This window comes from Nocardia sp. NPDC006630 (assembly GCF_040611495.1).
GTDB lineage: Bacteria > Actinomycetota > Actinomycetes > Mycobacteriales > Mycobacteriaceae > Nocardia.
Window position 1 is genome coordinate 537460 of the sequence record NZ_JBEXOK010000003.1, and the last position, 13471, is coordinate 550930.

Sequence of the window (13471 nt, forward strand, 5' to 3'; positions counted from 1 at the left end):
AGAACTTCAGACACCATGTAAACAATTTTTTACATGGCCAGAATCGGATCAGGCGGGCTTGAATCCGACCTGCAGCGATTCCAGCCCCCGGATGACGACGTTCGGCTTGAACGGCGGATTCTCCGAAAGCAGTTCCATCGCACCGACTTTGCGCAGCAGCACCTCCAGCAGCACCTCCATCTCGAGCAGCGCCAGCGGCGCGCCGAGGCAGTAGTGGATGCCGAGGCTGAAGCCGAGATGCTTCTTGGCCGGATTCTTCGGATCCGAGTAGCGGGTCACATCGGTGCGATCCGGATTCGTGAAGGCGGCGTCATCGTGGTTCGCTGAATTGATCAGCACCACAACGCCTTCGCCCTTCTCGAAGTCGTGGCCCGCCACGGTGATGGGCCGGGTCGCGGCGCGGGTGGTGATCTGCACGGACGGCTCCAGCCGCAGCAGCTCGTCGGGGGTGACGGCCACCAGTTCGGGCCGCGCGCGCAGCAGTTCGACCTGACCGGGTTCGCGCAGCAGGCGCAGCATGCCGGTGCCGACCAGATTCGCGGTGGTCTCGTGCCCGGCGACAAAGGTGGTGATGCAGGTGGCAAGCAGTTCCTGCTCGGTCAGCACATCACCGCGGTCCTCGACCTGCGACAGCACGCTGAGCAGATCGTCGGTCGGATTGACCCGGCGCTCGTTCAGCAGTTCGCGGAAGTAGTTCATGAATCCACGCGATGCCGCGCTGCGCGCCTTCAGTGATTCCTCCGGCAGCGTGTAGTCGTGGTCGAAGCCGCGCGCCAGGTCCTGCGACCACTGGTGCACCTGCTCGTACGCCTCCGGCGGGACGCCGATGAGCTCACAGGCGATGATCAGCGGCAGCGGATAGGCGATGAACTCGATCAGATCGAATTCCCCGGCCTCCAGCGCCTTGTCGACGAGCTGTTCGGTGAGTTCCTCGATGCGCGGGCGCAGCCGCGTCACCATGCGCGGGGTGAATCCCTTGGTGACCAGATTGCGCAGGCGGGTGTGGTCCGGCGGCTCCATCCACAGGAAGGAGGTGGGCAGTTCGTCGGCGGCGGTCTCCGGCGTGACGGTCGGGTGCATCATCCCGGCCTCTTCGGCGTGGCTCCACGCGGTGGTGGACAGCACCGCGGCGCAGTCCTCGTACCGGGTGAGGACGTGGTGGCCGATCGGGGTCATATGGATGGGCCCGGCCTCGCGCAGGACGCGCGCCGGAGTGTAGGGATCGGCCCGGCCATCGGGTCCGAAGAGCTGTGCCATTGCCGTGAGAATGGCGGGATCTTGGTCGGCGGCAACGGTGTTCACGTCTGGTGCGGCCATGCGTATCCTCCTGAATTCGACAGCGCGATGACGGTCGACGGCGGCGATGACGTTCGACTGGACATAGGTGGTTCAGCTCGGCGTGGCTCTGGTGTTCGCGAATCCGCTGCCGCGCAGCATGATCCGTCCGGCGGTGACCGGATGCGTGAGCGCGGCAGGCGGTTCCACCAGATGGGCCACACGCATGAAGGTCCGCGACACCACCGGATCGTGATGGGCGGCCCGTTGCACCTGAGCCACATAGACATTGGTGAGCCGGGTCCGAAGCGAACGTGGACCGATCACACCCGGATGGCTCAGGTCGGAGGAGGCGGCCAGGCGCCAGGCGGCGGCCACCGGGTCGGCGGCGGCGGCGTAGAACCGCGCGGCCAGGGTCGCGGGTGCGCCGTCCAGGCAGATGCGCAGAGCGGCGGCCTGCAGTGCGGCGACCGTCATGCCCTGCGCGTACAGCGGATTGAAGGCGCACTGCGCGTCGCCGATCACCAGCAGGCCCCCGGGTACGGCGGTCATCCGATCGAAATGCCGGCGCAGCGACGCCCGGAATCGGTACGGCACCGGATCGTCGAGTGGTTCGGAGTCGGTGACGATCTCATGGATGTCGGGGGCTGAAAGTGTCGCGGCATAGCTCGGGAATTCGGCGGGGTCGGCCGGTGGATGGTCACCGAGCATTCCGGCGAGGGTGACCAGCCACCGGTCCCCTTCGATATGCACCGCCCCGCCGCCGCGGCCGTTCGTTCCGGTCGAGACGATGACCGAGGAGTGCCCGCCCAGCTGCCCGGGCCGGTGCCGATACAGCCGGGAGGAATAGCCGAGATCCACATCGAGCCGTTCGGTATCGGGCACCGCGGCGCCGATATCGGTGAGCCACTCCTCGATTCGGGATCCACGACCGGTCGCATCCACGACCAGATCGGCGGTGATGTCCTCGGCACGGCCGTCGGCGACCGTCGCGACGCCGGTCACCGCCTCGGCGTCGCCGAGCAGGCCCCGCACCGTAATGCCTTCGCGCATACGCACATTCGGTATCTGACAGGTGCGCTGGCGCAGCACGGCCTCCAGCAGCGGGCGGCTCGCGATGACGGAGGTCAATCCGGTCGAAGTGGGCACGAGCCGGGCGCCACCGACGTACCAGCGGGTTTGGACCAGCACCTCGGCGGCGGTCGCACCGCGGCGGACCAGTTCGGCCGTACATCCCGGATACAGCTCTTCGAGGACGGCGCGGCCGCTGTCCAGCAGCCCGTGCAGATGGCGGCCCTGCGGTACGCCGCGGCGCACCTGGACGCCCTCGCACCGGTCGCGCTCCAGAATCGTCACGCGCGCGAACTCTTCCGACAGCACCCGGGCCGCCAGCAGTCCGGCGATCCCGGCACCGAGGACAACGGCGTGCCGTCCGGCGGTCACATCGTCACCGGCAATGCCGTGACGCCCCGGTGGATGAGGCTGGGGCGGTATTCGATGGTGTCGGAGGCCAGCCGTAGTTCCGGGGCCCGATCCAGCAGTGTGAGCACAGCGGCTTCGGCTTCGATCCGCGCCAGCGGCGCGCCCACGCAGTAGTGGATGCCGAGGCTGAAGCCGAGATGCTTACGGGCGGGCCGGGTTCCGGCATAGCGCGTGATATCGAACGAATCGGCATCGGGGAAGACCCGGTCGTCCCGGCTCGCGGAGGCGGTCAGTACGACCACGCCGTCACCGCGCTTGAACTCGCGGCCGCCGACCACGGTGTCGGCCAGCGCCACCCGGATGGTGAACTGGGTGGGTGCGTCATAGCGCAGCATTTCGTCCAGCGCCGACCCGATCAATTCGGGCCGCTCGCGCAGCAGCCGCAGCTGCTCGGGATTCCGCAGCAGCGCCAGCATCCCATTGCCGATGAGGTTGATGGAGGTTTCCATACCCGCCACGAGCAGCAGCAGCGATATGCCGATCACCTCGGATTCGGTGAGCATGTCACCGTCCACGCTGGCGGCCACCAGTTCACTGAGCAGATCCGGTGTCGGACTGTGCTTCTTGCGGGCGATCAACTCGGCGAAGTACCCCATGCAGGCCATGGCTGCCGCACCGCGCGCCGTCATATCGGCCTCGCCCAGCAGCGTGTCCGGATCGCTGCCGCGGGCAATCGCCAACTGCCACTCCCGGAATCGCGCACCGTCGGCGGGATCGGCGCCCAGCAGCCGCACCGGGATCATGGCGACCGCGAGCGGCACGGCCAGATCGGCCAGAATGTCGAGTTCACCGCGCTGCACCGCGGCATCCACCAGTTCGTTCACCACCTGTCCGGCGACAGGCGCCAGTTCGCCGACCATGCGCGGGGTGAACGCCTTGGCCACAAGCTTGCGATAGCGGGCGTGTTCGGGCGGGTCCATGCGGACGAAGGAGCCGGGAATGGCAGCGGTGGTATCGCGGAAAGGGCTGATGCCGGCGGCATATCCGTGGCCCCAGTCCGCGCCGGTGAGCACGGCCGAGCATTCCTCGTACCGCGTCACCAGGGTGACCGGCACCTCATCGAAGGCGTAGGGGAACAGTGCGGCCGCATCGCGCACGCGGCGGTAGGCGGGATAGGGATCGGCGCGCTCACTCGATTCGAAAGCGTCGAACGTGATTTCGGCAGTGCTCATCGGCCCTCCACACGGACAAGAAGTTCGGACATGCCGCGCACCACCACATTCGGCCGGTACGGCGGTTCCTCGAGCAGGGTCAGGTTCTCCACGCGCAGGGCGAGGGCGTGCAATATTTCGCGCATTTCCAGGCGGGCCAGCGGTGCGCCCAGGCAGTAGTGCAGCCCGAGACCGAAGGACAGGTGCCGTTCGGCGCGGCGGCCCGGCCGGTACCGGCGGATATCGAAGCGGTCGGGTTCGGGGAAGGCCGCCGGATCGCGATTGGCGGAGCCGAGCAGCACGATGACGGCATCGCCGGGTACGAATGTCCTTCCGGCGACCATGATTTCGGCCCGGGCGGTGCGGGTGGTGAGGTGCACGGGCGCGTCATAGCGCAGCACCTCGTCCACCGCCGGTGCGGCCAGCTCCGGATCCTGCCGCAGCCGCTGGAATTCGCCGGGGTGGCGCATGAGCGCGAGCACGCCGTTGCCGATCAGGTTGACCGAGGTCTCGTGCCCCGCGACCACCAGGATGAGCAGGGTGCCGATCAGCTCGGTGTGGGTCAGCCGCACCCCGGCCTCCTCGGCCTGCACCAGCGCGGTGATGAGGTCCGCGCGCGGCGTCCGGCGACGCTGGTCCACCAGATCGCCGAAGAATTCGGTGAATTCGTGCACGGCCGCAGTGCGCGCCGCCAGTTCTTCCGGGGACAGCAGTACATCGGGATCCAGGCCGCGCGCAATTCCAGCCGACATGAATCGCACCTGCTCATGCGCTTCGACGGGGACACCGAGCAATTCGCAGATCAGGGTGAGCGGCACCGGATATGCCAGCGCCTCCAGCAGATCCACCTCACCGGCGGCGAGTATGCGAGTCAGGAGTTCGTCGACCAGCTGTTCGGCGCGCGCCTGCAATCCGATGATGGTGCGCGCGGTGAACGCCTTGCCGACCAGTCCGCGCAGCCGAGTGTGGTCCGGCGGCTCCATCCACAGGAACGAGCCGGGCAGTTCGACCTCGCTGTCGCCGTGCAGCAGTTCCGGTTCCTCGGCGTGGCTCCAGCGCGGATCCAGCAGAATGGCCTGTGCCTCGGCATGTCTGGGCACCAGGTGGGTGTCGTGCGGTCCGGGGACGAACGGCCCGGCTGTGCGCAGTGTCTCGTAGCTGTCGTAGGGGTTGTGCCGTAGGTGCGGTGCGACGCTCTCGACCACCGCCAGCTGTACCGGGGTCACGTCTGGAATTACCACTGCCGGAGCGGTGGCCTGGTCGGAACTCACCGGCAACTCCTGAAAGAAATCACTGCGATATCGGATACTCGAACAATTCCGCCGTTCATATTCGCCGCCCGGCCGGGTGCGGTTACCCGGCTATCGCCGGAAGCTATCGCGCGATCACCGTGTCCCTTTATCGTGCAACGTAATTGGTTGATCGAGCCTGCTTATCACAGCGCGGGTTTCACAATGCGTTCAGCGGCTGGACACAATTCGCTGTTGTGGTTGGCCCCATGAATTCCTCGGATTCTTCGGGCACCTTGCCGGGAATGCTCGCCGGTATCGCGGCAGCGCATCCCCGGGTAGCGGCAACCTTCTGGTCGACGGCCGAGAGCATCGAGTACGCCGAACTGCACCGGGCGGCCGGCAGTGCGGCGGCGGTGCTGATCGAGCGCGGGGTGCGGCGCGGCGAGCCGGTGGGCATCCTGTGCCCGAACGCCCCGGAGTTCATCGTGAGCTTCTTCGCCATTGCCGCCGCCGGTGGCGCGGCGACTCCGCTGCCGCTGCCCGCCGGGATCCGCCGGGCAGCCGGATATCCGGAGCAGCTGGCCGCCATCACCGCGGCGGCGGGTATGCGCACCGTGCTGGTCTCACCGGCATTCGCCGAACTGGTGCCGCTGCTCGCCGGGGTCGATGTCGAATTCGTCGACACTGCAACCCTTTCCGGGCCGGACGATGGGTACGCCCCGGCGCTGCCCACCCCCGGACCGGACGATCTCGCCGTCGTGCAGTTCACCTCCGGCAGCACCGCCGCACCCAAGGGTGTCCAGCTCACCCACCGTCAGGTGACCAGCGGGCTGGCCGCCATCCGCACGGGCATTGCCCTCGATCTCGATGATCAGGGCGGGTTCTGGCTGCCGCTGTTCCACGATATGGGCCTGTTCGGCACGCTGTCGGCGATCCTGCGCGGGATTCCGGCGCACGTCTGGTCGCCGCTGGCCTTCGTCAAGGATCCGGCGCGCTGGTTGCGCGAATTCGCCGCCAGCGGAACCACTATCACCGCCATGCCGAACTTCGGCTACGAGGCGCTGCTGGCCGCGGTGCCCCCGGAGCGGGTGGCCGAATACGATCTCTCGCACTGGCGCATCGCTTTCAATGGGGCGGAACCAATTTCGCACGATGTGGTGACACGCTTCTGTGAGCGGTTCGAGCCCGCAGGGTTCCAGCCGAGCACCATGTTCGGGGTATACGGGATGGCGGAGGCCACCCTGGCGGTCGCCTTCCCGCCGCTTGGGCGCGAGACGGTCTTCGAATGGGTCGATCGCGCCACGCTCGCGGATGACAGTCTCGCGCAACCGGTTTCCGCGACTCGACCGGGTGCGCGCGCGGTGGCCGGAGTGGGTTCGGCGGTGGACGGCCTGTCTCTGCGCATCGTCGATCCTGAGACCGATGCGGAACTACCGGACCGGCACGTGGGCGAGATCCTGATCCAGGGCGCTTCGGTCACCGACGGCTATCTGGCGGTCGATCCGGCGGCGGTCGCGGATCGGTTCATCGACGGCTGGCTGCGTACCGGCGATCTCGGATACCTCTGCGAGGGTGAGCTTTTCGTCACCGGCCGCTGCAAGGACATGATCACCGTGCGCGGGGTCAACCACTACGCCCAGGACGTGGAGGCCGTCGTCTGCGACCTCGACGGAATCTACAAGGGCCGTTGCACAGCGGCCATCGATCCGGACGGCGCGGACGTCATCGCTCTCATTGCCGAATCCGAGCTCACCGGTCCCGAGGCCGAGGCCCTGGACCGCGCCATCAGGGACCGGGTCGCGGCCGAACTCGGCCTGGCCGCCGTGGCCGTGTACCTCGTGCCCCCGCGCAGCATTCCCCGGACCAGCAGCGGCAAGCTGCAGCGGCTCGCCGCCCGCGAACTCATCGCCCAGCAACGCTGAAGCCCAGTGGTTTTCGCCTCTCACGAAACTGGAGTCTCCCGTGCACAGTTATGACGTCTTCCGCCACTACGAGCGCCTGCACTGGAAGTTGACCGACCTCAACTTCGATGCCATCGACCCCGCCCTGGTGCGGCCGGAGTACATCACCCTGGCCAAGAGTTCGGCCATGGGCGAATCCAATGTCATCGCGGCGGTGCACGGATTCCTCGCGGAGTTCGTGGACGACTACGACTTCTCCACCTTCGCGGTGGTGTGGGGTTATCAGGAAGTCCAGCACCACTACGCTTTCCGCACCTGGCTGCGCGCGATCGGCGAGGACGTGCAGGACAAGGCCGTGGATGCGATGCGCGAGCCGTACGCGCCGGGCAGCACGCCGTCTGCGACGCTGGCCACCAATATCATCTCCGAGCTCACGGTGAATCACATCTACCGCGCGGTGTCGGCGTGGGTGGAGGAGCCGATTCTGAAAGCCCTGCTGCTCAACGCAAGTCGCGATGAGGCCGGGCATGCGCGCGAATTCATCCACTACGCCACCGAGCGACTGCGGCGTCGTCCGGAGGAGCTGCCCTCGGTCCTCGAGACGCTGTACGTGTACAGCTCCGAGGCCAAGATCAAGCATCCGGTCAGCACCTTCAAGGCCGGCCTGACCGAACTCGGCGATCACGAGACCATCGACACCGGTTTCGATCTGTTCCTGGAGCAGGTGGCGGCCGAGGGTGAGCTGGAGGTGTTGCACGACAAGGTGCGCCGCACCTTCGCGACACTGACCGGGCTCGATGTGTCCAGCAATGCCAAGGTGCGCCGCGCGCTGGCCGACGCGATCGCCTAGCGGTGCAGCACTGCGCCCATCCGGCCGATCCGCCCGCCGTCGCGGTGCCCTGGTCGGTGATTCCGGACTATCACTGCTTCGGCTGTTCCCCACACAATCCGTCCGGATTGCAGCTGACCTTCACGCCGCATCCGGACGGCCTGCAGGCCCGGTTCCGCCTGAACCGGGCCTTCGAGTCCTATCCCGGCGTGGTGCACGGCGGGCTCACCGGCGTGATCTGCGATGAGGTGATGGGCAATCTCATCGTGCTGGTCCGCCACGTACCCGCCTTCACCATCTCGCAGCGCACCCGATTTCTGACCCCGCTGCTGATCGACCGCGAATACCGCTGTGTCGCAACACTGTCCGACAACAGCGCCGAGGCCCCGATCCGGGCGTCCGCCGACATCCTCGACGCCGACGGCGACCTCTGCGCCTCCTCCAGCGCCACCTACCAGCCGTTCGTGCTGGCGGACGTGCGCCATCAACTCTCCCTCGACGACGACGAAGTCGCACTGCTCTCGCACGCCCTGACCACGGCCGATGCCGTGCCATCGAATGGAGTTCAGCCATGACCACCGACGACATCCTGCGTACCGTCACCGAGATCGCCGCGGCCGAAACCGGCCTGCCCGAGACCGTGCTGGCGCCCGACGCCGATCTGCGCGCCATGGCGGGCGTGGATTCGGTGCGGGTGCTGCGCATGATCGCCCGCATCGAGCGCACCTATGACATCGAGCTCGAGGACAAGGATGTGTTCGGCACCTCCACGCTGTCCGAGGTGACGGCCGTGGTGGACAAGCTTGTGCGGACGGCCGCCTGATGTCCGCACCCGAGGTGACCGTCACCGCCGATACCAATCAGCACTACGATCTCGATCCCGATATCTTCGGGCAGTTCCTGGATCCGCTGCGCAAGTACAGCTCGGCGCTGTACGAATCCGACAGTGACTCACTGGAATTGGCGCAGCGCAACAAGCTGCGTTTCGTCGCCCGGCGCCTGGGCCTCAATGGCGGCGAGGAGCTGCTGGATATCGGTTGCGGCTGGGGTTCGCTGATTCTGTTCATGGCGCAGGAGTACGGCTGCGATACGCTCGGCATCAGCCCGGCCCCGCGTCAGCACGAGTACATTGCCGAGCAGGCGGCCGCGCGGGGCGTCAGCAATCAGGTGCGCACTCGCGTAGGGCATTTCGAGCAGCTCACGCTGCCCGATGCCAGCGTGGACGCGGTCACCATGCTCGGATCCATTGTGCATATGCCCGATCTGGACGAGGTGTTCCGGCGGGCGCGCGCGGTGCTGCGGCGCGGCGGCAGCCTCTACGTCTCGGAGAGCTGCTTCCGGAATGCGGCTGCCCGCAGGGCTTTCGACGAGCGGGCGGGCACCGAGTTCGTGCGCTCGGACATCTTCGGCTGGGGCGATCTGCGGCCGCTGTCGGATCTGGTCACGGCCGCCGAGGATGCCGGATTCTCCATCGCCTCGGTCGACGATCTCACCGATGACTACCGCCGCACCATCGACCACTGGATCGACAATGTGGATGTCGCCGCCGAGCGCATCGATGCCCATCAGCCGGGTCTGGCCGCGAAGCTGCGGCACTACCTGGAGGTCGCCAATGCCGGATGGGGTTACACCACAAAGCATTACGCGCTGGTCTGCCGCAAGGCCCGATAGCTGTCAGGAGCAGTCATGACGATCGAATCCGCACTGCTGCCGGTCGAGGATCTGGTGGCGGCAGTCGACAGCTTCCTGGCGGCCTCCCCCGCCGCGCGCGCCTGGGATGTGGAGACGGCCTTCGACTGGGCCGCGGCCGACGCCGGCCGGCTGTCCGAGGGACAGCGGTCGGCGGTGCAGTTCGTCACCCTCATCGAGGATCATCTGCCCGGGTATTTCGATGTGTACCAGCGCAGTTTCCCGGTGGACGATACGGTGGACCTGCCGACCTTCATTCACAATCGGGAGCTGCACCACTTCACCGTGCGCTGGGCACTCGAGGAGGACACGCATTCGCGGGCGCTGGCGCGATATCAGGAAGCCTCCGGTATGGCCGATCGCAGCGCACTGCGCGGTGAGCTGGCGGTGGAGGGGCAGAAGTCCTTCGAGCTGCCGTACACCCATCCGGTGCAGTACTTCGCCTATGCGCTGGTGCAGGAGAAGGCCACTCAGATGTACTACCACCAGCTGCGGGATGTGGTGGATGATCCGGTGCTCGGTGCGGTGCTCACCCGGCTCTCGCGGGACGAGGCGCGGCACTTCAGCTTCATGGCCGATGTGGTGACCCGGTATCTGCGGACGCAGGGTGATGACGCCGTGGAGCCGATTCGCGAGGTGATCGCGGGATTCCGTATGCCCCTTGCCGATACGCTGCGCGGGTATTGGCGGTGGGCGCTGCGGATCGCCGATGTCGCGGACTACGACCACACCGCGGCGTACGACCATCTGATCAAGGTGATCGACCGGGCGGTGGATGCGCGCACCGACCGGGTGGACGAACTGGCCGACTTCGTCGCGCAGTGCCGCACGCTGGGCTGAGCAGCAACGCACTGAGCGAGGCGGTCACAGAGAAGAGGCCCTGCTCCCGACTTCCCCGGGGGCAGGGCCTTTCTCGTTGATTGCCGGCCGGCGCGGAGAGCTAGTCGGCGCGGAGAATGAGAATCGTGGTGGAGCCGTGGGCGATCAGCTTGCCTGCGGCATCGGTGATCCGGCCTTCCGCGGTGGCGGTGCGGCGGCCGACGTGCACGGCCGTGGCATCACAGGTGAGCCGGGAGCCGTCCAGGGTCACGCCCCGAATGAAGTTCACCTTCAGTTCCAGCGTCGTATAGGCAACGCCGTCATCGAGTTTCGTGAATACGGCGCTGCCCATGGCGGTGTCCATGAGGGTCGCGATCACACCGCCGTGCACGGTGAACATGGCATTGATGGTCGCCACATTCGGATCCAGGTAGTAGCGGGTGCAGCCCGCCCCGGCGCTTTCCAATCGGATGCCCAGCGAGGCGCCGACGCCGAGCTTCTCGTCGAGCCCGCGCTGGAATACCTCGGTGAGTTCACCGACCCGCTTGGCGACCTTGTCCTCGACGTGATTGTCGATGCTGGTCATGAATTCTTCCTTCCTGCCGAACGATTCCCTTCATTCGAGCAGTCGGCGGTGAATTCCGTCTGCCGGCAACCCATTCCATTTCAATATCCGATCGGCTGATCGAGACCGGCGCACCCCCGCACCGCCCTCGATGCCAGTCGATAGCGTCGCGCCATGGTCGATATCGAAACACCGGACCGGATCGAGACCATCGGCGCGGACTTCTTCGCCGATCCGCACCGGCACTATCGCCGCTGGCGCGAATACGGTCCGGTGCGGCGGGTTCGCTTCCCCGACGGCGTGATTCGCTGGGTGATCCTCGGCCACGCCGAGGGCCGCGCCGCGCTCGCGGATCCGCGGCTGCGCAAGAACATCGCGCATGTCGAAGCACTGGTGAGCGCGAAACGTCAGACGCCGCCGATGAATCCGCGGCAGATCGCGCTGCTGACGCACATGCTCAATATCGACCCGCCCGACCACTCCCGCCTGCGCAAGCTCGTCAGCAAGGCATTCACAGCACACCGCGTGGCAGCGCTGCGGCCGCGGATCGAGCAGATCACCAGCGCCCTGCTGGACGGGATCGACGGCCGCGACGAGGTCGATCTGCTGCGCGAATTCGCTGTGCCACTGCCTATTACGGTCATCTGTGAACTACTGGGCGTACCACCCGCCGAACGTGACGACTTCCAGCAGTGGACCCAAGACCTCGTCGGCGTCGTGGGCCGCGAAGCGGAACGCACCCGCGCCTCCCTCGCCATGATCGGGTACCTGACCCGCCTGGTGCGCGCCAAACAGGCCACCCCCGCCGACGACCTGCTCTCCGGACTGGTCCAGGTCGGCGAAGACGGCGATGCCCTCACCGAACCCGAGCTGGTGGCCATGTCCTTCCTGCTCCTGGTCGCCGGCTACGAGACCACAGTGAATCTCATCGCCAACGGCACCTACGCACTGCTCCAGCACCCAGATCGGTTCCATGCCCTGCGCGCCGACCCCGCTGCCATCCCCTCCGCAGTCGAGGAATTCCTCCGCTACGACGGCCCGGTCAACCTCTCCACCGTCCGCTTCACGACCGAACCGATCCACATCGCCGACATCACCATCCCCGCAGACGAACTCGTCTACATCGCCCTGGAAGCCGCCAACCGCGACCCCGCCCGCTACCCCGACCCACACATCCTCGACCCCACCCGAGACAGCTCCGGCCACTTGGCTTTCGGCCACGGCATTCACTTCTGCCTCGGCGCACCACTGGCCCGAATGGAAGCCCAGATCGCCTTCACCGCTCTCCTACAACACTTCCCGAACCTCTACCTCTCCCCCATCGCCACCACCACCGCCTGGCAATCCAGCACCCTCATCCGCGGACTCCTGGAATTGCCTGTCCGCCTTCGCTGACCAGGAGCCCTACTGCCATCCGGCAACGCGCCGAACCTCCCCCGCAACCTCTGCGGGCGTCAGCCCCGACGTGTCGACGGAAATATCATCGACACCGGCAGCATCCAGGATTCCGGCCAACTCCCCCGCCCGCGCGAGATGCCATGCCAGGCCCGCAGGATCGCCCGCGTGCCGCCCGCGCAACCGTTCGTCGACCGACCTCCGATTCGCAGTCAGCCGAACCACCACCAGCCTCGCTGCCCGAGTCGCCGCCGCATACCGGGCAACATCACCACGACGTTCGATCACACCCGCGAGAATGAGCCGCTCGGCACCAGCCGCACGGTAATTCGCCACCACCGCCTCCAGGTTCGCCAACTCCAGCGCGAGATTGAAAGGATCCCCACCCGGCGCGGGCCAGAACCGCCGAATGTAATCAAGGTCGATCACCGCATGCGAAGTACCGCCCCGCTCCTCCAGTTCCGCAAGGGCCTCAGCAACAGCGCTCTTCCCCACTCCCACCGTCCCATTCAAGAACACCGCATCCGTTCCACCCATACCCTCATCATCCCAAGCAATGGTTCGCATCACCGGTTCATGGGCGAATATCCGCTCCGGCTTCAGCGCCACATCCTTGCCGAGCCGATGAGACTCACTGGGGCCCAAGGTGTCCCGCGCTAGTGACGGGGGGCTTGAACTGCCGCACCCGGCCCCGGCAATAGGTCGATGTCCCCTGCGTGCATCGGCTGACCGCAGTGGGCGCAGCGGAGGTCGACGTCGGTGATCTCGCCGCAGGCGTGGTGGCGGTACAGGACCGGCGGGCCCGCCTCGCCTGCGGACCACTTGTCGCCCCAGCCTTTCATGACCAGGAGCAGGTCGATCAGTTCTGTTCCCTTCTCCGTCAGGACGTATTCGTAGCGCGGCCGCTGGTCGTAGGCCTTTCTGTCCAGTACGCCGTGCTCGACGAGGTGGTTCAGCCGTTCGGTCAGCACCTTGCGGGAGATGCCGAGGTCGGCCTGGATCTGCTCGAACCGGCTGAACCCGACCCATACGTCGCGCAGGATCAACGGTGACCACGGCTCGCCGATGACATCGAGGGCGCGGGCGATCGAGCAGGCCATCTCGCCGAAGTTCGTACGTTGCATATCTGCAGC

14 protein-coding genes are annotated in these 13471 nt (G+C 66.7%); 7 read left to right on the top strand and 7 right to left on the bottom strand.

Going from position 1 to position 13471, the window contains the following annotated elements:
• Positions 1-48 precede the first annotated feature (48 nt).
• The 4 genes from ABZX86_RS10620 to ABZX86_RS10635 form a co-directional block, all read right to left on the bottom strand.
• Entirely contained in the window at positions 49-1317 is a 1269-nt protein-coding gene (locus tag ABZX86_RS10620; protein ID WP_355122158.1) for a cytochrome P450, read from the bottom strand.
• A gap of 72 nt (positions 1318-1389) precedes the next feature.
• Positions 1390-2718 carry an FAD-dependent monooxygenase gene (locus tag ABZX86_RS10625; protein ID WP_355122159.1) on the bottom strand — a complete coding sequence of 443 codons (1329 nt, stop codon included), beginning with the start codon at positions 2716-2718 and terminating at the stop codon, positions 1390-1392.
• Complete coding sequence (locus tag ABZX86_RS10630; RefSeq protein WP_355122161.1) at positions 2715-3929, bottom strand: cytochrome P450; 1215 nt, start codon at positions 3927-3929, stop codon at positions 2715-2717. The genes ABZX86_RS10625 and ABZX86_RS10630 overlap by 4 nt, the downstream gene beginning before the upstream one ends.
• A complete protein-coding gene (locus ABZX86_RS10635; RefSeq protein ID WP_355122163.1) occupies positions 3926-5179 on the bottom strand; it encodes a cytochrome P450 in 1254 nt (417 codons plus the stop codon). Before ABZX86_RS10635 ends, ABZX86_RS10630 begins: the two co-directional genes overlap by 4 nt.
• 227 nt (positions 5180-5406) lie before the next feature.
• On the opposite strand from ABZX86_RS10635, the gene ABZX86_RS10640 reads away from it, so the two are divergent.
• From ABZX86_RS10640 to ABZX86_RS10665, 6 genes are read left to right on the top strand one after another with little or no spacing between them, the layout of a single operon-like run.
• The gene (locus ABZX86_RS10640) at positions 5407-7062 is read left to right on the top strand and encodes a fatty acyl-AMP ligase (protein ID WP_355122165.1); all 1656 of its coding nucleotides are present in this window, start codon (positions 5407-5409) and stop codon (positions 7060-7062) included.
• Between the two features lie 40 nt (positions 7063-7102).
• Positions 7103-7891, top strand: a complete 789-nt coding sequence (locus ABZX86_RS10645) for a ferritin-like domain-containing protein (protein ID WP_355122167.1) — start codon at positions 7103-7105, stop codon at positions 7889-7891.
• A 2-nt stretch (positions 7892-7893) separates the two neighbouring features.
• Positions 7894-8445: a PaaI family thioesterase gene (locus tag ABZX86_RS10650; protein WP_355122169.1), complete on the top strand. Its 552-nt coding sequence runs from the start codon at positions 7894-7896 to the stop codon at positions 8443-8445.
• Positions 8442-8693 carry an acyl carrier protein gene (locus ABZX86_RS10655; protein ID WP_327140043.1) on the top strand — a complete coding sequence of 84 codons (252 nt, stop codon included), beginning with the start codon at positions 8442-8444 and terminating at the stop codon, positions 8691-8693. Before ABZX86_RS10650 ends, ABZX86_RS10655 begins: the two co-directional genes overlap by 4 nt.
• A complete protein-coding gene (locus ABZX86_RS10660) occupies positions 8693-9541 on the top strand; it encodes a class I SAM-dependent methyltransferase (protein WP_355122171.1) in 849 nt (282 codons plus the stop codon). Before ABZX86_RS10655 ends, ABZX86_RS10660 begins: the two co-directional genes overlap by 1 nt.
• 15 nt (positions 9542-9556) lie before the next feature.
• Positions 9557-10399, top strand: coding sequence for an acyl-ACP desaturase (locus ABZX86_RS10665; RefSeq protein WP_355122173.1), 843 nt, complete (start codon positions 9557-9559; stop codon positions 10397-10399).
• 100 nt (positions 10400-10499) lie between these two features.
• Here the strand turns inward: ABZX86_RS10665 and ABZX86_RS10670 are convergent, their stop codons facing one another.
• Positions 10500-10964 (bottom strand): PaaI family thioesterase, encoded by a 465-nt coding sequence (locus ABZX86_RS10670; protein ID WP_327140046.1) that lies wholly within the window; start codon positions 10962-10964, stop codon positions 10500-10502.
• A gap of 153 nt (positions 10965-11117) precedes the next feature.
• Here ABZX86_RS10670 and ABZX86_RS10675 point away from each other — a divergent pair, with 153 nt between their 5' ends.
• On the top strand, positions 11118-12338 hold the full coding sequence (locus ABZX86_RS10675; protein WP_355122175.1) for a cytochrome P450: 1221 nt from the start codon (positions 11118-11120) through the stop codon (positions 12336-12338).
• A 9-nt stretch (positions 12339-12347) separates the two neighbouring features.
• Here ABZX86_RS10675 and ABZX86_RS10680 read toward each other — a convergent pair whose 3' ends face one another.
• Both ABZX86_RS10680 and ABZX86_RS10685 read right to left on the bottom strand, forming a co-directional pair.
• Entirely contained in the window at positions 12348-12947 is a 600-nt protein-coding gene (locus tag ABZX86_RS10680; RefSeq protein WP_355122177.1) for a hypothetical protein, read from the bottom strand.
• A 47-nt stretch (positions 12948-12994) separates the two neighbouring features.
• Positions 12995-13462 (bottom strand): helix-turn-helix domain-containing protein, encoded by a 468-nt coding sequence (locus ABZX86_RS10685; RefSeq protein ID WP_355122179.1) that lies wholly within the window; start codon positions 13460-13462, stop codon positions 12995-12997.
• Between the last annotated feature and the right edge of the window lie 9 nt (positions 13463-13471).

Coding starts and splice junctions, on each gene's coding strand:
- ABZX86_RS10685 (WP_355122179.1), bottom strand. CDS start 13,462: ATGCAACGTACGAACTTCGGCGAGATGGCCTGCTCGATCGCCCGCGCC.
- ABZX86_RS10675 (WP_355122175.1), top strand. CDS start 11,118: ATGGTCGATATCGAAACACCGGACCGGATCGAGACCATCGGCGCGGAC.
- ABZX86_RS10640 (WP_355122165.1), top strand. CDS start 5,407: ATGAATTCCTCGGATTCTTCGGGCACCTTGCCGGGAATGCTCGCCGGT.
- ABZX86_RS10670 (WP_327140046.1), bottom strand. CDS start 10,964: ATGACCAGCATCGACAATCACGTCGAGGACAAGGTCGCCAAGCGGGTC.
- ABZX86_RS10660 (WP_355122171.1), top strand. CDS start 8,693: ATGTCCGCACCCGAGGTGACCGTCACCGCCGATACCAATCAGCACTAC.
- ABZX86_RS10620 (WP_355122158.1), bottom strand. CDS start 1,317: ATGGCCGCACCAGACGTGAACACCGTTGCCGCCGACCAAGATCCCGCC.
- ABZX86_RS10630 (WP_355122161.1), bottom strand. CDS start 3,929: ATGAGCACTGCCGAAATCACGTTCGACGCTTTCGAATCGAGTGAGCGC.
- ABZX86_RS10655 (WP_327140043.1), top strand. CDS start 8,442: ATGACCACCGACGACATCCTGCGTACCGTCACCGAGATCGCCGCGGCC.
- ABZX86_RS10665 (WP_355122173.1), top strand. CDS start 9,557: ATGACGATCGAATCCGCACTGCTGCCGGTCGAGGATCTGGTGGCGGCA.